Annotated in this window: 26 protein-coding genes and 2 pseudogenes; 6 read left to right on the top strand and 22 right to left on the bottom strand. The window is 61.5% G+C overall.

Translation table 11 applies throughout. The features are described 5' to 3' along the window. Window positions 1-107: 107 nt before the first annotated feature. The 5 genes and pseudogenes from tatA to G9C89_RS14970 all read left to right on the top strand — a co-directional run bounded on the left by tatA (window position 108) and on the right by G9C89_RS14970 (window position 1816). The gene (tatA, locus tag G9C89_RS14990; protein WP_172149348.1) at window positions 108-338 is read left to right on the top strand and encodes a twin-arginine translocase TatA/TatE family subunit; all 231 of its coding nucleotides are present in this window, start codon (window positions 108-110) and stop codon (window positions 336-338) included. An 11-nt stretch (window positions 339-349) separates the two neighbouring features. Then, a complete protein-coding gene (gene tatB / locus G9C89_RS14985) occupies window positions 350-691 on the top strand; it encodes a Sec-independent protein translocase protein TatB (protein WP_172149346.1) in 342 nt (113 codons plus the stop codon). 67 nt (window positions 692-758) lie between these two features. Beyond that, window positions 759-1106 (top strand): annotated as a pseudogene (locus G9C89_RS14980) (conjugative transfer ATPase); the annotation flags it as partial. 108 nt (window positions 1107-1214) lie between these two features. After that, on the top strand, window positions 1215-1496 hold the full coding sequence (locus G9C89_RS14975; protein ID WP_256674197.1) for a hypothetical protein: 282 nt from the start codon (window positions 1215-1217) through the stop codon (window positions 1494-1496). Next, on the top strand, window positions 1493-1816 hold the full coding sequence (locus tag G9C89_RS14970) for an HU family DNA-binding protein (protein ID WP_315852823.1): 324 nt from the start codon (window positions 1493-1495) through the stop codon (window positions 1814-1816). The genes G9C89_RS14975 and G9C89_RS14970 overlap by 4 nt, the downstream gene beginning before the upstream one ends. A 60-nt stretch (window positions 1817-1876) precedes the next feature. Here G9C89_RS14970 and G9C89_RS14965 read toward each other — a convergent pair whose 3' ends face one another. Continuing rightward, the gene (locus tag G9C89_RS14965; protein ID WP_172149344.1) at window positions 1877-2281 is read right to left on the bottom strand and encodes a TraR/DksA family transcriptional regulator; all 405 of its coding nucleotides are present in this window, start codon (window positions 2279-2281) and stop codon (window positions 1877-1879) included. A 172-nt stretch (window positions 2282-2453) separates the two neighbouring features. Between G9C89_RS14965 and G9C89_RS14960 the strand changes: the two are divergent. Further along, window positions 2454-2636, top strand: a pseudogene (locus tag G9C89_RS14960) (toxin-antitoxin system HicB family antitoxin); the annotation flags it as partial. Window positions 2637-2761: 125 nt separating this feature from the next. Here the strand turns inward: G9C89_RS14960 and G9C89_RS14955 are convergent. From G9C89_RS14955 to G9C89_RS14855, 21 genes are all read right to left on the bottom strand, one after another. Further along, the gene (locus G9C89_RS14955; protein WP_172149342.1) at window positions 2762-5839 is read right to left on the bottom strand and encodes an error-prone DNA polymerase; all 3078 of its coding nucleotides are present in this window, start codon (window positions 5837-5839) and stop codon (window positions 2762-2764) included. Beyond that, window positions 5836-7251, bottom strand: a complete 1416-nt coding sequence (locus G9C89_RS14950) for a Y-family DNA polymerase (protein ID WP_172149340.1) — start codon at window positions 7249-7251, stop codon at window positions 5836-5838. Before G9C89_RS14950 ends, G9C89_RS14955 begins: the two co-directional genes overlap by 4 nt. A 7-nt stretch (window positions 7252-7258) precedes the next feature. Next, complete coding sequence (gene imuA, locus G9C89_RS14945; RefSeq protein ID WP_172149339.1) at window positions 7259-7876, bottom strand: translesion DNA synthesis-associated protein ImuA; 618 nt, start codon at window positions 7874-7876, stop codon at window positions 7259-7261. Then, window positions 7851-8480: a translesion DNA synthesis-associated protein ImuA gene (gene imuA, locus G9C89_RS14940; protein ID WP_172149338.1), complete on the bottom strand. Its 630-nt coding sequence runs from the start codon at window positions 8478-8480 to the stop codon at window positions 7851-7853. Before imuA (G9C89_RS14940) ends, imuA (G9C89_RS14945) begins: the two co-directional genes overlap by 26 nt. Window positions 8481-9199: 719 nt before the next feature. Next, window positions 9200-9556 (bottom strand): 2Fe-2S iron-sulfur cluster-binding protein, encoded by a 357-nt coding sequence (locus G9C89_RS14935; protein WP_172149337.1) that lies wholly within the window; start codon window positions 9554-9556, stop codon window positions 9200-9202. Between the two features lie 9 nt (window positions 9557-9565). Continuing rightward, window positions 9566-10024: a GlcG/HbpS family heme-binding protein gene (locus tag G9C89_RS14930; RefSeq protein ID WP_172149336.1), complete on the bottom strand. Its 459-nt coding sequence runs from the start codon at window positions 10022-10024 to the stop codon at window positions 9566-9568. Next, window positions 10021-10449 carry a tautomerase family protein gene (locus G9C89_RS14925; protein ID WP_172149335.1) on the bottom strand — a complete coding sequence of 143 codons (429 nt, stop codon included), beginning with the start codon at window positions 10447-10449 and terminating at the stop codon, window positions 10021-10023. The genes G9C89_RS14930 and G9C89_RS14925 overlap by 4 nt, the downstream gene beginning before the upstream one ends. 58 nt (window positions 10450-10507) lie before the next feature. Further along, a complete protein-coding gene (locus G9C89_RS14920; RefSeq protein ID WP_172149334.1) occupies window positions 10508-11263 on the bottom strand; it encodes an SDR family NAD(P)-dependent oxidoreductase in 756 nt (251 codons plus the stop codon). Window positions 11264-11316: 53 nt separating this feature from the next. Continuing rightward, window positions 11317-12372, bottom strand: a complete 1056-nt coding sequence (gene dmpG / locus G9C89_RS14915) for a 4-hydroxy-2-oxovalerate aldolase (RefSeq protein WP_172149333.1) — start codon at window positions 12370-12372, stop codon at window positions 11317-11319. After that, window positions 12372-13286, bottom strand: coding sequence for an acetaldehyde dehydrogenase (acetylating) (locus tag G9C89_RS14910; RefSeq protein ID WP_172149332.1), 915 nt, complete (start codon window positions 13284-13286; stop codon window positions 12372-12374). The genes dmpG and G9C89_RS14910 overlap by 1 nt, the downstream gene beginning before the upstream one ends. Next, window positions 13283-13495, bottom strand: coding sequence for a tautomerase family protein (locus G9C89_RS14905; RefSeq protein WP_172149331.1), 213 nt, complete (start codon window positions 13493-13495; stop codon window positions 13283-13285). Before G9C89_RS14905 ends, G9C89_RS14910 begins: the two co-directional genes overlap by 4 nt. A gap of 23 nt (window positions 13496-13518) precedes the next feature. After that, on the bottom strand, window positions 13519-14322 hold the full coding sequence (dmpH, locus tag G9C89_RS14900) for a 2-oxo-3-hexenedioate decarboxylase (protein WP_172149330.1): 804 nt from the start codon (window positions 14320-14322) through the stop codon (window positions 13519-13521). Next, the gene (gene dmpE / locus G9C89_RS14895) at window positions 14319-15116 is read right to left on the bottom strand and encodes a 2-oxopent-4-enoate hydratase (RefSeq protein WP_172149328.1); all 798 of its coding nucleotides are present in this window, start codon (window positions 15114-15116) and stop codon (window positions 14319-14321) included. Before dmpE ends, dmpH begins: the two co-directional genes overlap by 4 nt. A 7-nt stretch (window positions 15117-15123) precedes the next feature. Next, a complete protein-coding gene (locus G9C89_RS14890; RefSeq protein ID WP_172149326.1) occupies window positions 15124-16584 on the bottom strand; it encodes a 2-hydroxymuconic semialdehyde dehydrogenase in 1461 nt (486 codons plus the stop codon). Window positions 16585-16795: 211 nt separating this feature from the next. After that, complete coding sequence (locus G9C89_RS14885; RefSeq protein ID WP_172149324.1) at window positions 16796-17857, bottom strand: NADH:ubiquinone reductase (Na(+)-transporting) subunit F; 1062 nt, start codon at window positions 17855-17857, stop codon at window positions 16796-16798. A 10-nt stretch (window positions 17858-17867) separates the two neighbouring features. Next, window positions 17868-18224 (bottom strand): phenol hydroxylase subunit P4, encoded by a 357-nt coding sequence (locus G9C89_RS14880; RefSeq protein WP_172149322.1) that lies wholly within the window; start codon window positions 18222-18224, stop codon window positions 17868-17870. Window positions 18225-18288: 64 nt separating this feature from the next. Further along, window positions 18289-19809 carry a YHS domain-containing protein gene (locus G9C89_RS14875; RefSeq protein ID WP_172149320.1) on the bottom strand — a complete coding sequence of 507 codons (1521 nt, stop codon included), beginning with the start codon at window positions 19807-19809 and terminating at the stop codon, window positions 18289-18291. 15 nt (window positions 19810-19824) lie between these two features. Beyond that, window positions 19825-20094, bottom strand: a complete 270-nt coding sequence (locus tag G9C89_RS14870) for an MmoB/DmpM family protein (protein ID WP_172149318.1) — start codon at window positions 20092-20094, stop codon at window positions 19825-19827. A gap of 9 nt (window positions 20095-20103) precedes the next feature. Then, complete coding sequence (locus G9C89_RS14865) at window positions 20104-21096, bottom strand: aromatic/alkene monooxygenase hydroxylase subunit beta (RefSeq protein WP_172149316.1); 993 nt, start codon at window positions 21094-21096, stop codon at window positions 20104-20106. Window positions 21097-21143: 47 nt separating this feature from the next. Continuing rightward, entirely contained in the window at window positions 21144-21434 is a 291-nt protein-coding gene (locus G9C89_RS14860) for a phenol hydroxylase subunit (protein WP_172149314.1), read from the bottom strand. Window positions 21435-21444: 10 nt separating this feature from the next. Continuing rightward, the gene (locus tag G9C89_RS14855) at window positions 21445-22374 is read right to left on the bottom strand and encodes a catechol 2,3-dioxygenase (RefSeq protein WP_172149312.1); all 930 of its coding nucleotides are present in this window, start codon (window positions 22372-22374) and stop codon (window positions 21445-21447) included. Between the last annotated feature and the right edge of the window lie 348 nt (window positions 22375-22722).

Below are 22722 nucleotides of genomic sequence, written 5' to 3'. Positions count from 1 at the left end.
GCGCACCCGGCCTGCGGCCCAGGCCAGCACGGTACGTACCGCTGCTGGCCCAGGGAATATCCACCCTTCTACCCAACCGATCGACCCCTCACCACGGAGTACACATCATGGGCATAGGCGGCATCAGTATCTGGCAACTCGTGATCATCCTGCTGATCGTGGTCATGCTGTTCGGCACCAAGCGCCTCAAGAGCTTGGGCTCCGACCTCGGAGGTGCGATCAAGGGCTTCAAGAAATCCATGGGCAACGATGATGACAAGCCTGCGGTGGAGGAGCACAAGGTCCAGACCATCGATGCTCAGGCGCGCAAGGTCGAAGAACCGAGCAACAAATACTAAGGCCCGACGCCATGTTCGATATTGGCTTTGCCGAACTGCTGCTGGTCGGCATCGTTGCCCTGCTGGTGCTAGGCCCCGAGCGCCTGCCCGGTGCTGTGCGCACCGCCGGGTTGTGGATCGGCCGGATCAAGCGCAGCTTCAGCGCGATCAAGGCCGAGGTCGAACGCGAGATCGGTGCGGATGAAATCCGCCGCCAGCTGCATAACGAGCAGATCCTCGACCTTGAGCGCGAGATGAAGGCGATGAAGCAGGAAATCCTCGAGCCCAGGCCGACCTCGGATACCGGAAACAGGGCCGAAGCCACGCCCACTGCAGCGGAAACAACCAGTCAGGACAAGACCGCGCAACCATGAACCGACTCCCGGACAGCGCCCAGGAAATGGGTCAGAGCACCGCAAGCAGTTCATTCGGTGTACCAATGCCGCGCATACCATGCTCAACATGATCGAGTGGTGGGTCTGCCTGAACATGCCACTTGCCGAAATCGAGGAAATCGCCCGCTTCAAGAAACTTACCCCCGCCCAGAAAGCTCTATTGCTCTCTGCCAGCAAAGAGCCGGGGAAATACACCGAAGGGGTGGTGCTGTCGAAGAACATCGAAACGCTGTTCCGCATCGTACCGCCCAGCCTCTACCTCGCTCTGGCCATGACCGAGCCGGAGGAAAAAGCCGAGCGCTGGAGGCTGATGCAGGCGCACCATTGCTCAGAGCTGGAAACGGCTTTCCGCATGGCAGAGCGCATCGATGAGACCCGAGGCATCGGGCCGTAAGACTGAAGGTTTTTCACCGCAAACATACGAAACGGTACAACGAGCGCAGACCACCCCATGCCTCCACGAACGGCTAGCCACTGTACCCCCTGAAGGAAACGCCCCCACTTGAACGCCAAGCAGATATCGGAAGCTGAAATGCGCGAGGCATTAGGCCTTAGCCCTTCATCCCCGAAAGAATCAACCCCGCAAGAAAAAGCCAAGCGATCTACGGTTTACACCCTGGTCGAGTTGAGCGTCAGACAGAAAACAGGGGGGCCTGCCTTCAGGTTCGAATACCGTTCCCGCTCGATCAGCACCCTCACCGCTCGGCTTGAAGCCGAGAAAGCCGTGCGGCAGCAAGGGCTGGAAGTCTGGGCCGTGTTGGATATTCACCAGACCACTGAATAAAGCTTGGCTATAATCCGCTCCTCTCAGAACGCCAGAAGGAACCGCCCATGAACAAAGCTGAACTGATTGAAGCCATCGCCGCCTCGACTGACCTGCCCAAGGCCACTGCTGGCCGCGCCCTGGATGCCATCACCGGCGCCATCTCTTCTGCCCTGCAAAATGGCGAAAGCGTCAGCCTCGTGGGTTTCGGCACCTTCGCGGTGAAGGCACGCGCTGCACGCGATGGACGCAACCCGCAAACCGGCGCCACGATCAAGATCGCAGCGGCCAAACTGCCCGGTTTCAAAGCCGGCAAGACGCTGAAAGACGCGGTGAACTGAGCGCGTCTCAGAACGACAAAAGGGCCTGATTCAGGCCCTTTTTGCATGTACGCACGCCACTCAGGCGTGACTCATGTGCCGCTCCAACAATTCTCGGCGTTGCTTGGCCTCGACGGACAAGGCCGTGGTGGGGCTCAACAACAGCCGCTGCAGGCCAATCGGTTCACCGGTGTCGTCACACCAGCCATAACTGCCATCGTCGATCCGCGCCAAGGCTTGCTGGAATGCGGGAAGCACCCTGCGGTCGCGATCGATCAGGTGCAGCAGCGTCATGCGCTCCTCTTCGATAGAGGCGACATCCGCCACATCGATCGGCCGTTCCAGCTCGGCCAGACGCGCCTTGCCGCTTTCGACACGTTCTTTGCACTCGTCCAACTGGGCGAGCAGCAGCGCCTTGAAAAAAGCCAGCTGAGCCTCGTTCATGTAGTCGGACTCAGCGGCTGAAAGTAGTTCGTCTCGTGTCATGCCATGCATCCTCTTCACCCACCTGCTCCGCTTTCTGGATAGCTGAGCCCATGCTCATCTCGCCGCTCCAGCGCCTCATGGGCCAATTATCCAACACTGATCGTCATCGGAGCCAGCCAGGATAGCCCTTCACCAGCCACGGCTGCCGTCCTCTATCCGCCTCCAAACCTGATTGGATGACTACCTGGCCGATTGTGCCGAGCGCGGAGTCAGCCCGAATAAGCCGGCGTCAGGCAAGGTGATGCTGCGTATTCGCCCTGAAGTGCACGCTGCCGCCACCATCGCCGCCCAGGCGGCCGGCAAGAGCCTGAACCAATGGGCGGACGAGGTGTTCGAGCGTGCAGCACATAGCTGATGCCATTGCCCCCACTGACCTTGCTGAGTCAAAAGGTGGTTAAAACTACCTCGGACAGGACGACTTCGCTTTCTGACGGCCCTTAGTGGCAGCCATATTCCGCCTGCCAAGCCATCCCCCCGGCTTCACTGAAAATCCCGACTCCGCACATCCAGTCCAACCAACAGCGGCGTCAGGTCGCTCAAACGCCCCGCGATCAGATGACGCACGCCGTCCTTGGACTCCAGATGGCCATCCACTCGTAGCAACTGCGAGTTGACCAATACCCGCCGCTGACGCTCGGCGAGGTCGTGCCAAACCACCACATTGACCATGCCGTACTCGTCCTCCAGGGTGACGAAGATCACCCCGCTGGCGGTCTGTGGCCGCTGCCGGCCGGTCACCAGACCGGCCACGCTGACGTTGCGCCCATGCTCGACGGTGAGCAGATCGCGCGAGCTGCGGCAGCGCTGGGCTCTGAGCTGGCAACGCAGCATGGCCAGTGGATGCGGGCCGAGGGTGGTACCGACGGTGGCGTAATCGGTATGCAGATCCTCGCCCACCGTCGGCAATGGCAACGCCACCTGGGCCTCCTCCCGCGCCGGCAGGTTGGCGAACAACGGCGGCTGCACCTCGACACCGGCCACCGCCCAGCGGGCGCTGTGGCGATGCCCGGCCAGGCCGCGCAAGGCGCCGCAATCGGCCAACAGTTCACGCGCACGGGCATCGAGCCCGGCGCGGTAGCAGAGGTCGGCGACATCTGCGAAGGGCCGATCGCGCCGGGAGTCTTCGATGCGCCGAGCATCCTCCTCGCGGAACCCGCGCACCATGCGCAGGCCCAGACGAATGGCCAAGGCCCCCTCCTTGCCTGGCTCCAGGGAGCAATCCCACTCGCTGTGGCGCACGTCCAGCGGGCGCACTTCGATGTCGTGACGGCGCGCGTCCTGTAGCACCTGGTCGGGGCTGTAGAAGCCCATCGGCCAACTGTTGATCAGCGCGCAGGCGTAGATGGCCGGCTCGTGGCATTTCAGCCAGCAACTGGCGTAGGTGAGCAAGGCGAAGCTGGCCGCGTGAGACTCCGGAAAACCATAGCTGCCGAAACCCTTGATCTGCTCGAAGATGCGCGCGGTGAAGTCCGCCGTGTAACCCTTTGCGAGCATGCGTTCGGTCAGGCGCTGACGATGCGGTTCCAGGCCGCCATGGCGTTTCCAGGCAGCCATGGAACGCCGCAACTCATCGGCCTCGCCCGGCGTGTAGTCGGCGGCGACTATCGCCAGCTGCATGACCTGTTCCTGGAACAGCGGAACCCCCAGGGTGCGTTTGAAGACGACCTCGAGTTCCGCGGAAGGATAGACGACCGCCTCCTCGCCATTACGTCGGCGCAGGTAGGGATGAACCATGTCCCCCTGGATCGGCCCGGGGCGGACGATGGCGACCTGGATCACCAGGTCGTAGAAAGTCTTCGGCCGCAGGCGCGGCAGCATCGCCATCTGCGCGCGCGATTCGATCTGGAACACGCCGATGGTGTCGGCGCGGCTGATCATTGCGTAGGTGGCGGGGTCTTCCGCAGGCAGGGTCGCCAGGGTCCAGCGCTGACCCCGGTGACGCTCGATCAGGTCGAAGCTGCGCCGCATTGCACTGAGCATGCCGAGGGCGAGGATGTCGACCTTGAGCAGGCCGACCAGGTCGAGGTCGTCCTTGTCCCACTGGATGATGGTGCGCTCGGCCATGGCCGCGTTCTCCACCGGCACCAGGGTATCCAGCGGTTGCTCGGAGATGACGAAGCCGCCCGGATGCTGCGAGAGGTGACGGGGAAAGCCGATCAACTCGCCGGTCAGCGCCAGTACCCGACGCAACACCGGGCTGTCCGGATCGAAGCCAGCTTCACGTAGCCGCTCGAGCGGCGGCTCCTTATCACTCCAGCGGCCACAACAATCAGCCAGGGCGTTGACCTGGTCCGGCGGCAGGCCGAGGGCCTTGGCGATATCGCGCACCGCGCCGGCGCCGTGATAGGTGCTGGCGACGGCGGTAAGCGCCGCCCTGCCCCGACCATAGCGCCGGAACACGTACTGCAACACTTCCTCGCGCCGCTCGTGTTCGAAGTCCACATCGATATCCGGCGGCTCGTTGCGCTCCCTGGAGAGGAAGCGCTCGAACAGCATGTTCATGCGCCCCGGGTCGATTTCGGTGATGCCCAGGACGTAGCACACCGTCGAGTTGGCCGCCGAGCCGCGGCCCTGGCAGAGGATGCTCTGAGTGCGGGCGAACTGGACGATATCGTGCACAGTGAGGAAATAGCTCTCATACCCCAGCTCGGCGATCAGCCCCAACTCCATCTCAGCCTGTTCTCGGCACTTCGCCGGGATGCCCTTGGGCCAACGCCAACGCATGCCCTGCTCGGTCAGCTCGCGCAGCCAGGTGGTCGGCGTATGGCCTTCAGGCACCAGCTCGCGGGGGTACTGGTAACGCAACTGGCCGAGGTCGAAGGTGCAGCGCGCGGCGATGCGCAGCGTCTCGGCCAGCAGCTCCGGTGGGTAAAGCTCGGCCAGCGCCTGGCGCGAACGCAAATGCCGTTCGCCATTGGCGAACAGCCGCTGACCGGCGTCGGCCACCGTGCAGTGGTGGCGGATGGCGGTCATGCAGTCCTGCAGGGCGCGGCGACCACGGGCATGCATGTGCACATCGCCACTGGCCACCATCGGTATGCCCAGCGTGGCGGCCAGTGCCTGCAGGCGTGTCAGGCGCTGCGCATCGTCCGCGCCATGGTGCAGTTCCACCGCCAGCCACAGGCGCTCGCCAAAGAGGCTGCGCAGCCACGGCCCTGGCGCCGGATCGGGCGCCTCGTCGACGATCCATAACGCCAACAACCCCTCCAGCGGCGCGCTGAAATCCTCTCGCAGCAGGCGGTATTCACCCTTCGCCGCGCGCCGCCGCGCCAGGGTGATGAGCCGGCACAAGCGCTGGTAGCCGGCGAGGTTCTCGACCAGCAGCACCAGCTTGGGGCCGCCCTCGATCCGCATCTCGCTGCCAACGATCAGCGGCAACTCGCATGCCTTGGCGGCCTGCCAGGCACGCACAATACCGGCCAGGGTGCACTCGTCGGTGATCGCCAAGGCCTGGTAACCGTGGCGCTTGGCCCGCTCGAACAGCTCGCGGGCGCTGGAGGCACCACGCTGGAAGCTGAAGTTGGACAGGCAATGCAGCTCGGCGTACTTGCCGTTCATGCGAACCAGCCCTGCAACATGAACGGCCCACTTTCGCCGAGCGGACGATAGGCCCAGGCGCGCTGCCCGGAGCGGGTTTCGATCAGGTAGTAGTCGCGGCGCACATCGCCACCGTCCCACCAGCCGGATTCGATGCGTTCGGGGCCAGCCAGGATGCGCGGAGCAGATTCGCGCAGCGGCATGGGTTGGCGCAACAACCAGCCCGGGCGTGACGGGCCTTGCAGGATGGGCCCCGGCTTGCCATCGCCGGCCGCCTGCCAGGCATGCTCGGGGCGATGGTCGGCCTGGGCGCGCAGGCCCTGCACCGCCTCGTCGCCCAAGCGCGCGCGCAGCCGCTCGCGCAGTTGCTCCCAGGGCAGCGATTGCTGGGGACGCTCGTCGAACAGTTCGCGGTGTTCCGGGACGAAGGCCGGCAGCTCGCGCGCCAGTAGGCGCACCCCACGTACCGGCGTGACCACCTGCACCTGTTCCAGGCGGCCACGCGCCAGCTCGAAGAGCATGGCCGGGTCGCGCTCGGCACTCAGCAGGCCAACCTGGATGACGCTGTCCGCGGCATCCGCATGCTGCAGGTGCAGGGCGAAGCGCTGCACGCCGCTATCGCGTCCGGCAAGGAAGGCGGCCAGGTCGGCGGTCAGCCGGCGCAACGGGAACAGCAGGGCCTGATGCGACTCGACCTCGAAGTTCAGCTCGATGCGTCCATCGAACCGGTCCGGCGGCACGTAACAGTCCAGGGCCAGCGCACGCTCGCCGAGCAAGGTATCCAGATGCAGCTGCACCTGTGCCGGGAAGCGCCGCGCCAAGGTGTCGCGCGGTAGCGCCAGCACCTGACTCAGGGTGCGCAGGCCCATACGGGCAAAGGCCGTGGCCACCTCGCGGGCGAGGCCAATGCGCTCGACGGGCATCCTGCCCAGCGTTTCGCGCATGGCCTCGTCATTGGCGATGGCCAGACCGTCATGGGCGTTGGCCAGGATGCGTGCGGCCAGCGGATTCGGCGCGGCGACGATGCGGTGGCGAAACCCCAGGGCCGTCAGTTCCTCGCGCAAGCGCGCCTCGAAACGGGGCCAGGGGCCGAACAGCGCCAGGCTGGATTCGATTTCCAGCAGCAGGGTGCGCGGGTAGCACAGGCTGACGTGGGAACTGAAGCGATAGCCCCAGGCCGCGAGGAACCGCTGCCAGCGTTCGATCTCATCGGGAGCGTACTCGACCAAGGTGAAGTCGTGGGTCAACGCATGGGCCGCGGTCAGCGATTGCCCGGCGCGCAGGCCGAGCGCACGGGCCGCCGGGTTGACCGTTTGCAGCACGCGGCGCTGCGCCGTGCCGGTGACCAGGGCCAGCGGCGCGTCGGGATCGCTGCAACGGCGCAGCACGCCATCCAGTGCCAGTTGCGGCAGCAATACACAAGCCCAGCGCATGCTTACCTCACTGCCCCGCCGCAAGCGGGATGGCGGCGGAAGAAGGCAAGCCACCGCGGCACTTGAGCACACGCACCTGCGCCGGACGCGCATCGACGGCAATACGTAACGCCGCCGGCGAGGGGTTGATCGCCTCCTGCAACGGACGATAGGCGAAGGCCAGCGTCTGTCCGGTTTCCGCCGCCACCTGCAGCCGGCGCAGGGCGCGGTCGTCGGCCCGCTGCGGCCAGCACAGCACCGCGCCGCAACTGCCCGAGCGCAGGCATTGCTCAGTCGCCCATAGGGCATCACGGCCGCAGGCCTGGATGATCGCCAGCCAGCGCAGATCCACCCCGGCGACCTGCCAGGCCTGTGGGTACGGCACATGGGGCGGCGCCACCAGCACCACCCGTTCGGCATTGCGGGTCAACCGCGCCAGGGTCGGCCACAACAGCTGCAACTCGCCAACCCCTTCACTGGGCATGAGGATCTCGCTCAACGCCGATTCGGGCCAGCCACCCGTCGGCAGCAGTGCATCCAACGCGGCATGCCCGGTGGGCTGGGCACTCGGCGGCAATGGCGTCGGCTGAGCTTTCCAGATCCGCCGCTGCTGCAGCAGATCATCCAGCGCCACGACAGCGCCCATTACCCTCGCCTCGCCATTGCCCGGGAAAAACCTGGGACCAGCGCGATGCGCCAGGACCGGCCCGGCAACGGATGACGTCCATGCCGGGTACGGACTGAAAGGGGTTGATCGCCTCCTGCAACGAACGATAGGCGAAGGCCAGCGTCTGTCCGGTTTCCGCCGCCACCTGCAGCCGGCGCAGGGCGCGGTCGTCGGCCCGCTGCGGCCAGCACAGCACCGCGCCGCAACTGCCCGAGCGCAGGCATTGCTCAGTCGCCCATAGGGCATCACGGCCGCAGGCCTGGATGATCGCCAGCCAGCGCAGATCCACCCCGGCGACCTGCCAGGCCTGTGGGTACGGCACATGGGGCGGCGCCACCAGCACCACCCGTTCGGCATTGCGGGTCAACCGCGCCAGGGTCGGCCACAACAGCTGCAACTCGCCAACCCCTTCACTGGGCATGAGGATCTCGCTCAACGCCGATTCGGGCCAGCCACCCGTCGGCAGCAGTGCATCCAACGCGGCATGCCCGGTGGGCTGGGCACTCGGCGGCAATGGCGTCGGCTGAGCTTTCCAGATCCGCCGCTGCTGCAGCAGATCATCCAGCGCCACGACAGCGCCCATTACCCTCGCCTCGCCATTGCCCGGGAAAAACCTGGGACCAGCGCGATGCGCCAGGACCGGCCCGGCAACGGATGACGTCCATGCCGGGTACGGACTGAAGATGCAGGGGGTTGCCAGGGATCAGGCATATCAGCGAACTCAAAATAACTGTATGCACATACAGTACACGCAGACCTCAGCCCCTTCAATGCCGGCACGAGACCGGCAGACCAGAGGAGGATCACCCGCAGGAAGCAAGGCCGTCTTCGCCTCCTCCTAAACCGACACCTCCACATCCACTTTTTCTCGAGGACAGCCACTAGCGCCCGGTTAGATCCTGCCCCCGGGTCACCTTCGACCGTTCTGGAGCTTGGATCATGTTCGAACGCCTGCGCTTCATGCACCGGCTTGTCGCTCTGTCGAGCGGGCAGACCTGCAACGCCGCTGTGCTGGTCATTGCAGCATCACCCGCCTGACTATCGCGACCACCTCGTTGTCGTTCGACTTGCTATGCAGCGCTGACCCAGCTGTCCGCGGCGCAGGCTCGCAGATGATCGCCAGGATGGAGGCTGTAGGCAACGAACTAGACCAGCAATGGGAGCTGATCGGCGAACTGACAAGAGTACTGAGTCACCCCGGGTCTTTTGCCAAAATCAGGAAGTCTTCTTCAGAATTTTCTAAGCGGCTCATAAGCAAACTCTTAAGTGCCGCCCCCGCTCTGGCGGCCGCGCCAAAAAAGCTCAACCGTCACCGTTTTTATTTGAAGAATCGTGAGTCCCCAGCAGCCCTTCATGACTCTTACAAACTGCCTTTTTCATCTTGCCGATAACGTGTACGCATAAGTCGCTGTGCGGCATTACGCGACAAGCTAATACCGTCCCGGCGGCCAGCTCTTCCACGCTGATATGCGTCCGGCTCATAGCCTTTGCCTCAAAAAGGCCCTCAATAACCTGCACCTTACAAACTCCACATCCGCCTCCACGGCAGCCTACTGGAATGCCACGACGGCCAAGACGAGCCATGCCATCCAGTACAGACTCCCGCTCATCGCAGGAGTAGTACTCTCCGGTATCTTCAATTAAGACCTGATGTTTCATGGCCCGCTCTCACCTAATGGAAGTGACTGTTGGCGAAAGTCCTAAGGCTTCTAAAGCGGCATTGGCACAAATCTCATCTTGTGCTTCGGTACCACCCGAGATCCCAATACCGCCGATACAGATGCCGTCAACCATGATGGGAACACCTCCACCAAGTACCACTAGGCGCGGACGGCTGGTGAGACCAATGCGCAATCGCTCATCGTCACCGATCTTGTCCATCCACTCCTTGGTTGCAAAGCCAAAACTGGCGGCGGTATAGGCCTTGTCGATTGCCAGCCCCTCGGAATGTAGAAAGGCTCCGCTCATGCGCAAATAGGCCAGGGTATTACCGTGGCGATCGACGACCGCCGCATTGACCTTGATCCCCAGTCGCTCGGCGCGGCTTAGCGCCGACTCAACAGCAAGCGAAGCACCCACCCAGTTCAGGGTGGCTATTTCATCGCAATACAGTTCCTGGGTTTTCATCCGGCGGCTCCAAGCCTGGCGGCACGAGCACTGATTTCCTGCTCGCGTAGTACATCGGCAGCAAGCCCCCCGATGGACCAGTCCTGCGGTTCTACGCGGATGCATCGGCCGCGCACGAAACTGCGATCAACCGCCAGGATGTCGACCAGCAACGTGGTGAACCCGGCCATCAGCTGCTGACGTTCGTCCAGCGGACGCCCTTCCAGCACGATGAAGTCAAAGTACGGCGCATGCAGGCCGTTGGCGCTGGCAGTGTCGCCGGCCACGGCGAACTCATCCGCCGCATGCAACGTGATAAGCGCCCGTACTCGCTCCATAGGGGAAAGCAATACCTTGCTGTAAAGCTGTGAAGCGGCCTTGAGCAAGCGAACTTTTTGCTCGGCAGAGCAATGGCCTTCCACAAGGTGGAAATTCACGACTGGCATATTGACGATCTCGCAGGAATTCTTGGATTTATTACCTGACAGCCCGACTTGGATAAACTCACGGCAAACCACGACGCCGACCGGAGTCCAGCATCAAGGTGGAGCCCGTCATTGCATCGGCCTCTGGCGCCAGCAGCAGGCTCACCGCCCAGGCCACTTGCGCAGGCGTGGTAAAGGAACCAATCGAGGACTCCAGGCACATCTCCTGCAACACCGTCTCAGCACTGACGCCACGTTGCCGACCACGGTCGGCCGCCACGCGGTGCAAGCGTTCGGTGTCTGCCGGCCCCGGAGCGATCAGGTGCGCGGTCACCCCGCGCGCGCCATAGACCAAGCTGAGCTGGCGCACGGCATTGACCAGCGCCGCATTGGCAATACCCGCAGACGCCGCATAGGCCGTTGGCTCAAAGCCGTAGTGGCCGCCAATCGCGACCAGCCGCGAGCCTTGCACCAAGTACTCATCCACCGCCCGGGTCAGGCGCAACAAGCCGCCGACCTTGATATTCACCGCATCCACCAGCGCCGAGGTGGGTGCATCGAGAATGCCGCCAACCACCGCCACGCCGGGGCCATGGACAATCATCCGGACCGGCCGATCCAGTGCCTGACGAATCTGCGCAACCGAGTCATCACTGGCGATGTCGGCCACGCAGGAAATCAGACCGGGATGCAGGCTGGCCAGCTCACTGAGTGCCGTCATGCTGCGCGCGACGGCTACGACATCCACGCCACTGGCACACAGACGGGCAACAATCTGTCGGCCAAAGGCGCCGGTGGCACCAACCACCACGGCCAACTCATTGCGCGTGCTCATCAACTACCCTCCGCTTCGCTTGAGGGGCATGCAGCACATGCCCCAAGGGGTCTTCAGCCGGGCAGCGAGATCCCGCGTTCCTTGGCCATGGTCATGGCGGTGTCCTGAATCATGTCTTCCTGGCCACCGATCATTTTCTTGCGGCCCAGCTCGACCAGGATGTCGCGAGCGGGAACCCCAAATTGCAGGCTCGCGCGCTTGGCATGCAGCAGGAAAGTGGAGTACACGCCGGCATATCCAAGGGTCAGCGACTCGCGGTCAACCCGCACGATGTGCTCCATCATCGGCACGATGATGTCTTCGGCCACGTCCATCAGCTTGAACAGGTCGGTGCCGGTTTCGATGCCCATGCGTTCACACACGGCAGCGAAGACTTCCAGTGGGGTATTGCCGGCACCAGCGCCCAGCCCGGCCACCGAGCCGTCGATGCGGCTCGCGCCCGCCTCGATCGCGGCAATCGAGTTGGCCACGCCCATGCCCAGGTTGTGATGGCCGTGAAAGCCGATCTCGGTCTCGGGATTGAGCACCTCACGCAAGGCACCAATGCGGGCTTTTACATCCTCAGGCAGCATGTAGCCGGCCGAGTCGGTGACATACACCGTCTGCGCCCCGTAGGACTCCATCAGCTTGCCCTGCCGGGCGATACCGGCTGCATCGTTGAGGTGCGCCATCATCAGGAAACCGGAGGTGTCCATACCCAGCTTGCGGGCATAGGCGATGTGCTGGGGTGAGGTATCCGCCTCGGTACAGTGGGTGGCTACGTGCACGCTGCGGGCACCGCAGTCGAATGCCGAGTGCAGCTCCCGCATGGTGCCGAGCCCCGGAATCAGCAGCACAGAAACCTTGGCCTGCTTCATCTTCGCGGCTACGGCGCTGATGTATTCCTCGTTGCTGTGCGGGGCAAAACCGTGCTGCAACGAGTTGCCACCCAGACCACCGCCATGGGTAACCTGAATGTAAGGCACACCGGCGTCATCCAGGGCGGTGGCGACCTTGACCATCTGCTCGACACTGATCTGCTCACGCTTGGCGTGCATGCCGTCACGCAGGCACATGTCATGCAGGATTACTTGGCGGCCCTTGAGGCTCGAACTGTTGGACTGGCTCATTACGCGACCTCCGGGGCTTTAAGCTGAATCGTGCCGGCGAGGATTTCCTCGGCAAACATTTCGGCCGTGCGGGTGGCGGCCGCGGTCATGATGTCCAGGTTGCCGGCATAGGTCGGCAGGTAGTCACCCAGGCCAGCCACCTCCATGAACACCGAGACTTTCTTGCGGTCGAAAATAGGTCCATTGACCAAGCGATAGCCCGGCACGTACTTCTGTACCTCGCCGATCATCTGCAGGATCGACTCGGTGATCCGGGTTCTATCCGGCTCGTCATCCGTCAGGCAGTAGATGGTGTTGCGCATCATCATCGGTGGTTCGGCCGGGTTGATAATGGCCAACGCCTTGCCCTTGCGCGCACCGCCGATTTTCTCGATGGCGCGCGAGGTGGTATTGGTGAATTCATCCAGGTTGGCACGGGTGCCGGGGCCGATCGACTTGGACGCCAGGCTGGCGACAATCTCGGCGTACTCGACAGTTTGAATGCGTGAGACGGCATTGACGATCGGGATAGTGGCCTGGCCGGCGCAGGAGATCATGTTGACGTTCATCTCCAGCTTCTCTGCGTGTTCACGCAGGTTCACCGGAGGCACGCACAACGGGCCGATGGCCGCCGGGGTCAGGTCGATCATCAACACACCGAGAGCGTTGAGCTTGCGGCTGTTCTCGGCATGTACATAGGCGCTGGTTGCATCGAAAGCGATCTGAATGCCATCGTCCAGCACGTGCGGCAGCAGGCCATCCACACCTTCATGGGTGGTTTTCAATCCCATCTCGCGGGCGCGCAGTAGACCTTCTGACTCCGGGTCGATACCGACCATCCAGACCGGTTCAAGCACTGGGCTGCGCATGACTTTGTAGATCAGGTCAGTGCCGATGTTGCCTGAGCCGATGAGTGCGCATCTGATCTTTTTCATTGGACTTGTGCCTTCTGCTTCGCGGCGCGCTGTGCCATGTTTATGCCGGCGACGTAAAACTCATCGTGACCGTGTTCGGTGATGAGGATGCGTACTGTTTCTGCAGGGCATTCCAGACTGTTACAAACAGCCTCGGTGACCGCTGCCGCCACGCGGCTCTTCTGCTCGGAAGTACGGCCTTCGGCCATGTGCATTTCAATGATTGGCATTACTGCCTCCTCGGTTCTTGTTGTTATTCAACGAAGCGCATCGATACGCTGCCCAGTTCCTGGAAGCGCGCCACAATGCTGTCACCTGGTTTCACCGCAATGGCCTCGGTGATACCGCCGCTCATCACGAAGCTGCCGGCCGGCAATATCTCGCCCATCTCGGCCAGGATATTCACCAACATGGCAATGGCTTCGGCCGGATGGCCCATGACGGCCGCCGAGGCCCCCATGGCGACGATCTCGCCATTTTTCTCCATCACCACACCGAGGGTTTTGAGATCCAGATCCTCGGCATAACGGGCCCGGCCACCGCCGACGAACCTCGCGGAAGAGCCGTTGTCGGCAATCACGCTGGCCAGATCGAATTTGAAGCCGGAAAACCGCGAGTCGATGATTTCCACCGCCGGCAGCACGTAGTCGGTCGCCGCCAGGACGTCAGCGGCGGTGCAGCCCGTCCCCTGCAGATCACTCTTCATGACGAAAGCCACTTCGCACTCAACCCGCGGGTGCACCAGGTCGGAGGTGGATATGGCCGAGTTTTCCGGACGGGCCATGCGATCGGTGAGAAAACCAATCGAGGGTACGCTGACGCCCATCTGCTGCATCTTGGCCTTGGAGGTCAGTCCGGCTTTCCAGCCGACCTGTTTGTGGCCCTGGGCGACGAAGCGCCGGCGCAGTTCGTTCTGCACCGCGTAGCCATCGGCGATGGTCATCTGCGGATATTCATTGGTCAGTTTGGGGATGGCGCAGGCGCGGGTCTGCGCCCCTTCAACGCGCTCGCACAAGCGCACGATGTCCTCGCGTGACAGTGTCAGGTTGCTGCTCATGCTGCGCTCCTCCCGGAAAACTTGACGCGGCAGCTACCAAGACCGCCGACGGTACAGACCAACTCATCGCCGCCCTGCACCGGAACCAGCGAAGACTGCGAACCGGAGAGAATCACTTCTCCAGCCTTGAACGGAATGCCCAGGACACCCAACGTATTGGCCAGCCAGGCCACGGCATTCGCCGGGGAACCCTGCACGGCGGCGCCCACCCCGGTGGAGAACAGCTCGCCGTTCTTCTCCAGCACCATGCCCGCCAGGGTGATATCCAGCTTGCGTGGGTCGCCCTTGGTCTTGCCCAGCACGAACACACCGCAGGAGGCGTTGTCCGCCACGGTGTCCTGGATCTTGATCTGCCAGTCGGTAATGCGTGAGTCGACAATCTCGAAGCACGGCACCACGTAATCGGTTGCCCGGATCACGTCCATGGCAGTAATGCCGGGGCCCTTGAGGTCGTGCTTCAAGACAAAGGCCAGCTCGGCTTCGGCTTTCGGCTGAATCAACTGGCCAAGGTCGATGGTGTCGCCCTCCTGAAACACCATGGCCGAGGTGAGCATGCCGAAGTCCGGCTGATAGACGCCGAGAAAGTCCTGCACCGGCTTGCTGGTGGCACCGATCTTCTTGCCGACGATGGTTTCTCCAGCCGCCAAGCGACGCGCGACAAAGCATTCCTGGATGCGGTAGGCATCCTCGATGGTGATATCCGGCTCACGGGTGAGCAGTGGGGCCACGGCGCGGCACGAAACGAAAGCCTGGTAAAGCTCGTCGCCGTACTGCTCAATTTTTTGCTTGTCCATAATGGCCTCAGAGTTTCACGCAGATATTTCGGGTTTCGGTGTAGAACTCCAGCGAATGCACGCCGCCTTCGCGACCGATGCCGGACTGCTTGGAGCCGCCAAACGGGGTGCGCAGATCACGCAGGAACCAGCTGTTGATCCAGGTGATGCCGACGTCGATGCGCGCCGCCATGCGATGGGCGCGGGCCAGATCAGTCGTCCAGATGGTGGTCGACAGGCCGTAATCGGTGGCGTTGGCCTTGTGCACCACTTCGTCTTCGCTATCGAATGGCGAGATGTGGCAGCACGGACCGAAGATTTCTTCTTGCACCACGGCGGCCGTTTCCGGCAGGCCGGTCCAGATGGTCGGCTGTACCCAGGCGCCCTCGGCCAGATCCGCGGGCATGTCCGGCACACCGCCACCGGTCACCAGGGTGGCGCCTTCTTCCACTGCCTTGCGGTAGTAGGACAGCACTTTCTGCTTGTGCTCCTGGCTGATCAGCGGGCCGTAGTTGGCGTGATGATCATCGGGACGACCGTATTTGACCGCCTCCGCCTTGACCTTCAGCGCCTGGACGAAACGTTCGAAAATCGGTCGTTCGACATACACTCGCTCAGTGCCCAGGCACACCTGGCCGGAGTTGAGGAAGACCGAGCGCGAGAAACTCTCCACTGCGGCATCGAAGTCGGCATCGGCAAACACGATTCCGGCGTTCTTGCCGCCCAGCTCGAACGACACGTCACGCATGCCTTCGGACGCGGCTTTCATGATGGCTGCGCCGGTGCGGGTCTCACCGGTAAAGGTGATCGCATCGACCCGCGGATGCTGGGTGACGAACTCGCCAGCGGAGTTGGGGCCAAAGCCGTGCACCACGTTGTACACGCCCTTGGGGATGCCCACCGCGTTCATCACTTCGCCCAGCAGGGCCGCCGTTTGCGGCGACTCTTCGGACGGCTTGACCACCACGGTATTGCCGCAGGCCAGGGCCGGGCCGACCTTCCACGTCATCAGCATGAAAGGCGCATTCCACGGGCAGATCACGCCGACCACCCCCTTGGGGCGACGAATCGAGTAATTGAGGGCACCGCGGCCATCAGGGGTGTCCATCTGAAAGGATTCGCTGGCGACGTTCTTGATCACGTCGGCAAACACTTTGAAGTTGGCCGCGCCGCGCGGGATGAACACATGCTTCATCACATGCTCAGGCTGGCCGGTGTCGGACATTTCGGCCTCGACAAAGTCGTCGAAGCGACGGGTGATTTCGTTGGCCACGCCGTAGAGCAGCTCGATGCGCTGATCGGTGCTGAGGCCGCCCCACTCGCCCTGCAGGGCATTGCGCGCGGCACTGACGGCGGCATCGACCTCGCTGCGACCGGCTTCGCTCACCGAGCAGATGATGCTGTTATCCACCGGCGAACGCTTGTCGAAACGCTTGCCACTGGCAGCGGCGACAAACTCACCGGCGATGAAATTTTCAATCTGGCGCATGGGAACTCCGGTTGTTGTTCGATGTGACTACCCGCTGCGCTTGCCCAGGCCAGCCGGCATTAGCCCCTGACAACGAGTCTAGAAAAGCCAATCAATACCGGCTAATACTTTATTTAGCCGTTAAAGATACCTTTAAGGTATTAATAATGCCGCGAAGAATCCGGGCGAAACCGGCGCCCCGCTTACTCACAGGGGCGCTGGCGGCGCGCGATCAGATGGCTTTGAACAATGGACTGCGAACCTGCTGGGCATCGGCTGCCGAGATGAACTTCTCGGTATAAATGTCGCGTTCAAACAGGCGCCCCTGCATCAGGGTGCTGATGCAGGAATCGATCATCAGCGGCGGTCCGCACAGGTAGGCTTTATGACCCCTGAAGTCATTGTCGAAGTGCGCCTTGGCCGCGTCATGCACGAAGCCGCGAAAACCTTGCCAGTCCGAGCCTTCCGGCTCATGGGAGAGCGCAGGTACGTAAGTGAAATTCGGATGCTGCCGGGCCATGGCGAGGAAATCGTCGTGGTAATACAGCTCATCACGGTTGCGCTGGCCATAGATCAGCGTGATCGGCAGTTCAAAGCCCTCCGCCAGCAGATCCAGAATCATCGAGCGTGGACTGGACAGCCCCGAGCCACCTCCCATGAAAATCACCGGCACATGCGCCGATTTCTTCACGAAGAAGCGACCATAGGGCCCGGTAATGTCGAGGCGCTCACCGACCCGTAACTGTTCATGGACATAACCGGTACCGCGTCCGCCGGGCACGATGCGAATGTTCAACTCGATTTCGCCGCTCGACGCAGGGGCACTGGCAATCGAAAAGGCGCGACTGCCAATGCCGTCAGGCAACTGCAGGTTGATGTATTGGCCGGCCTGGAAGCGCATACCTGCTGCATCGTCGAGTTTGATCCAGACGCCCTTGATCGTCGGCGTCAGCGTCTCGATGCGGCTGACCGTACCGGCGAAATCACGTACCGGCAGATTCTCGGCATCCGGGTCCTCGTCGATTTCCGCCTCGATCACCAGATCGCTCTCGGCGGTGGCGCAGCAGGCCAGGCACTTCTTTTCTTCCCGCTCAAAATCCATCAGGGCAAAGCTGGAGGCCTCGCCCTGTTCGATCTCGCCATCCACAACCTGAATCTTGCAGGTCGCGCACAGGCCGTGGCAGCAGGCGTGGGGCAAATAGATGCCGGCCCGCAGGGCGGCGTCGAGAATGGTCTGGCCTTCTTCAATCTCGATGGTCTGACCCAGCGGTTCAATCGTCAGTTCGTAACTCATGGCCCGCCCCTCAGCTAACCGCACAGATGGTGTTGAGGCCAGGCGTTTTGAAGCGCAACTGGTCTTTATGGCTGATGCCATTGGCTACCAGACTGGCGTCGAAGTTCGGCACCCAGGGCTGGTTGCCCTTGAGCCACTGAACTGCGTGCCAGTCGATCGCGGCAGCATCCGGATCGGCTTGCAGCAGCGGTTTGAGGGCCGTTTCAAGCAACTCGGCAAAGGTGGTCTGCGGCGCCAGACACAGCAGGAACGGCGCAGCAAACAGCAGGTGGTGATCCCAGCTGGCGTAAACCAACTGCTTACCGTTGAAGTTCTCAACGCGATCACGGGCAACGCCCACATACTCTTTAAGGGCGACTACAGGCATGGTGCTCTCCTTTTATTGTGTCGGGGCTTGGCCGCTGCAACCAACGACCTCGCCCGTCAGAACTTTACTGGTTGGAAGTTGCCATGCCGCGCCACATCTCGAAGTTGCGGCGGTCCTGGGAGTCGGCAAAGTCCCCGTTGTCTTGGCCATCTTTCAGCGACACCCAATCCATCCAGGCTCCCAGGTCGCCATTGGTCGGCTCCTGGAACAGCGCCGGCATTGGCAGCCAAGCCTGGATATATTTCTCGGGCTCGTTATCGAAGATGCTCATGCAGTGATCGGAGCAGAAGTGATACTTGTCGCCTTTGTATTCCACTTCACGATGGCAAATCAGGGTCGGGTCGGCCGGCTCGGTAAATACCGTCGGCAACTGACAGCACTGGCACAACTTGGCCAGGCCGTAGTTCTTGAACGGCGTACCCGCCGCCTCAAGCTTCTTGATGTGCTCCCAGCGCGGGCGGTAGTACTTGTCGAACGTCGTTGGGTACTTGGCCGACAGCCATTGCAAGTCCTCATCCGAGGGAATCCATGCATGGAACGAGGTACCAAAGCTCCACTGGTAAAGACCCAGCATGAACTGATGCGACATATGGTCGATGCCTGCTTCGGCGTCATCCCAGCCCTTCGGCGGACGAATGCCGTAGCGCGCCAGATCCTTGAACAGTGCGCCGCCGTTCTCGGCACCATAGATCTCCCACGCCTCGCGCCAGGACATGACGCGCTTGGGCAGCATGTAATCCATCATGGTGCTGACCAGACCCAGCACCCGGAAGCCACGCCAGAACCACTTGTCGATCCAGCCCTGAACGATCGGCAGGTTGTCCGGGTCCTGTTCAAGCATGAACTTGATGCATTCCAGACCGAGGGTCATGTGCCGTGCTTCATCCGACTGCGCCGAGAAGCCGAAGGTAACGGTGGCCATGTCGCCGTTGTAAGCCGCGCCGGACATGAACGGTACAAACAGCAGGTTGGTCAGCACGTACTCGAACGAGAAGCCGATGGCAATCATGAATTCGAACGGGCCGGCAGACATCGCATCGTCAAAGAACGAACGGGCTACCGAGGTGTACCAGATGCGGTCGCGCTGATCGGCAAAGGCATGAAAACCGTTGTAGAACTTGTTGTAGTTGGACAGCGCGTGGATCTGCGTCTGCGCATGGCGAATCTCATCAATCGCCTGCATCTGGCAGGCCACTTGCGTACCCACACCACGAAACTCGCGACCAGCACGGGCAAAACCTTTGTGCGCGGCATACTCACCGGGGCTGATGGCCTGCAGGAATATCTTCAGCGCCGACAGATAGCGCGCATCGGTGATATTCAGGTGGCCGTTGTTCTGCGCGTGGGCATCGATGATGGCGTAGAACTTGCGCTCCTTTTCTGCCTGATATTTCCAGTAGGCATCCATGGTCAAGCGGAAAGGATCTTCCCACTTGTTCCAGTCATGGATCTTCAGCCCTTCGTAGGCGAGGTAGGGAAAGATTTCTTCTTCGGTGCGATACGACGGTTCCCAAGACAGGTCACGCGTCAGCAGGCGGTACTTGTCTTTCGCACTCATCTTTTTGTTAGCAGTTTTCATGTCCATGCAAAATATCCTCGCTTAGTTGCCCCAGGTCAGGGTCAAGGAGTCTTCGTCTTCAACGACATTGCCGGAGAGCGTAATCAGATTGATATTCAGCTCTTGCATGTCGAAACTGCGGCCCAGTTGTTCTTCAATGGTTTCTCGGCGGATGACCAGACGGCCAGGCGCATTGATCTTGACCATTGCCGGTTCACGATTGACTACCGCCTCGGGGTTATCCATTTCAATCGCCTCAATAATCGGGCGAGTTTCTTCATTGGTTTGCAGCGCAATAAATACAGTTGACATAGAAACCTCTCAGACCACGACGCCGGTTTTATCGAGGCGGGCCTTGAAGGCTGCCAATTGTTCGCCCATCACTTCATCCGCCTGCCCGGCAAACACCTGTTCGATCACCGGCAGCAAAGCGGCTGCGGCGCGGTCACGCCAAGCACTGGTCCAGACCTGCAATTGCTCGCGGTTTTGCTCGGACTCGGCAGCAGCGACCTTCATCACGGCATCGACCCACTTGCGGGTTTCATCGAACCAGTCGCTCATGAACTGCGACAGCATGGCCACCACCGAGCCGCCATTGGCCGCGAACTGGTCATCGACAATGCGCTCATACACCAGTGGATACAGCAGGCCGTCCAAGGCCACGTTCTGCGCTACAAACAGCTCGAACGGATCGCGTACCACCAGGCAATCCTCGGTGTAGCGACGCAGCCCCTGCCAGGCATCACCGTCCATCCAGGCGGCCTTGCCGTCCTCCAGTGCTTCGGTGCCACCGAGCAGCAGACCGATGCGCGACAGGTATTGAGCGGTGCCCAGGTTATCCATTGCGTGGTACATGCACGGCTGGGTAAACACCGTGCCGTAGCCATAGCTACAGATAAAGGTATTGTTCAGGTTGGCGCCCCAGGCGGCATGGCGCAGCGGCACCAGCAGATCGAGCGCGCGGCGGCGCAGGTCATCCGGCAGCATGTCGGCCAAGCCACGGGTTTCGACGAAGCTGAAGTTGGCCTCAGTGTTTTCCTGCTGACGGGCACGGGCCAGGGTGTAGGTGCTGTAGTAGAACTGGCGCGGATCTTTCAGGGCATACCAGTCATTCATCACGATCTTGGTGATACTGGCGTCATAGAGAACCTGATCCGGATCCCAGGTCGGCCGGTAGTGCAAGTTTTCCACCGGCTGGATGTCATAGCTGCCTTCCTGGTAGCGCGAGGACGGTTTGTCACCAAAACGACGAGCCAAATGGTCAAACGTCTGCCGCAAGGGCTGGATGCTGACCGTGCGAAGATCGATGTGCATGTTTATCTCCCATCGACGCCTCACCCAGGGTGAAGCGCCCAATTCGATTAGTTTTTGAAACGAACCTGTGTGGCATCCGCCAGGCGCCAGCTCCATTGCGCCGCCTCATCCTCGTCGCCGGCCTCAGGCAGTGCGGGCATCAGTTCGGCCTGGTTGGCGCTACAAAACTCGGAGAAGGCTTCGTGTGTCAGGATCATTTCGACAAACAACTCGGGTTCGCCGATGGCGAAGTCGAACTCGACAAAGTTGCTGCCACGGCTGCCGGTGACCCGCACAAAACGCTTATCCGTATCCAGATCGGCCGGCTGCATGTCCAGTGACTCATCAGGCAAACTCATGGGAGTCCCCTCAGGTCACTACAGTCAGGAAGGTTTCGTGCAGCTTGCGCTGCGGGTAGTCGAGGCCCTGGGCAAAGTTGTCATAAGTCCAAGTCAGCGGTTCGTAGTCCGGATAGGGGTGGTAGCCGCCCATGAAGGTTTCAAAACGGTTGCCGGAGGGATCCCACGCATAGATGGTGCAGCCCCGGGTCACGCCGTGACGGGTAGGGCCGATGTCCACGTTCACTTCGTTCATCGACATGATGTCGCCGGCACGCAACACCTGCTCCCACGTCTCGAGCAGAAACGAGCAGTGATGCAGCTTGCCCTTCTCCGGGTACTCGACGAAGGCGATGTCGTGAACCTTGTGCGAGCACGACAACCAGATACCGACGTCACTGTCACCATCCGGACTGAGTACGCGCTCGACCAGATAGAAGCCCAGGACTTCGGTAAAGATTTTCTGTACTTCGGCGATATTCGGGCCGTACAGCAGGCAGTGATCCAGCTGTACAGGGGCAATGCCATGCTCGCGCTGGGCATTCCACGGTGCCGGATTGACCTCGGGAATACCGTTGCCGATGCGGGTTTTCTCCGCATACAGTTCGATCAGATGGCCGGACGGCAACTCGAAGCGCACGCGCTCGCCGGTTTCCAGCATCTCGCCGGCAGGAATGCGGGTAGTGACCAGACCGTAGGCCTGCAGATCGGCATCCAGTTTTTCCAGCGTGGCCTTGTCCAGCACCTTGAAGCCAAAGAAGTCGATGCCGGCGCTATCCGCCTCACGGATTACATAGCAATTGTGATCACGCTCATCCCAGCATTTGAAATACACCCGACCCTGGTCATCACGCCCGGTTTCCACCAGCCCCAGAACATTGCGGTAAAAATGGATGCCTTCTTCAAGGTTCAACACGCGTACCTGGGCATGCCCTGGACGCAATACACCTGTCATCGCCATTTGTTGTCTCCATTATTGGCTAGATGAGGTTGGCTCTACGCGTGCCCTAGGCGGGCTGGCGAAAAACCAGATTTACAGCCTCAACCCAACATTGCAGAGATGGTGCCAACAAATACAACACGATGATTTCATTGATATTTTTTAAATATACGTCTTCCAATGCGGCCCATACGCTTGACGTTTTTGTCCATTGACCCTACCAGCCTTACAAAAACGTAAGGCGAGCCATCGGCAACACGCCATAACGAGCAGCACAGTGTGCTCGCGCGCAAACGAATGGCGAGGAGTACGGGTTAAATGGATAGAAAAAATGCGTCGAGCGGTGCACTTGGGATTAAGCAGTGCAGC

The organism is Pseudomonas tumuqii (assembly GCF_013184545.1).
In the GTDB taxonomy this organism is placed as follows: Bacteria; Pseudomonadota; Gammaproteobacteria; order Pseudomonadales; family Pseudomonadaceae; genus Aquipseudomonas; species Aquipseudomonas tumuqii.
Note: the sequence above shows the minus strand (reverse complement) of the source record. Positions and strands in the feature narration are given on the sequence as shown.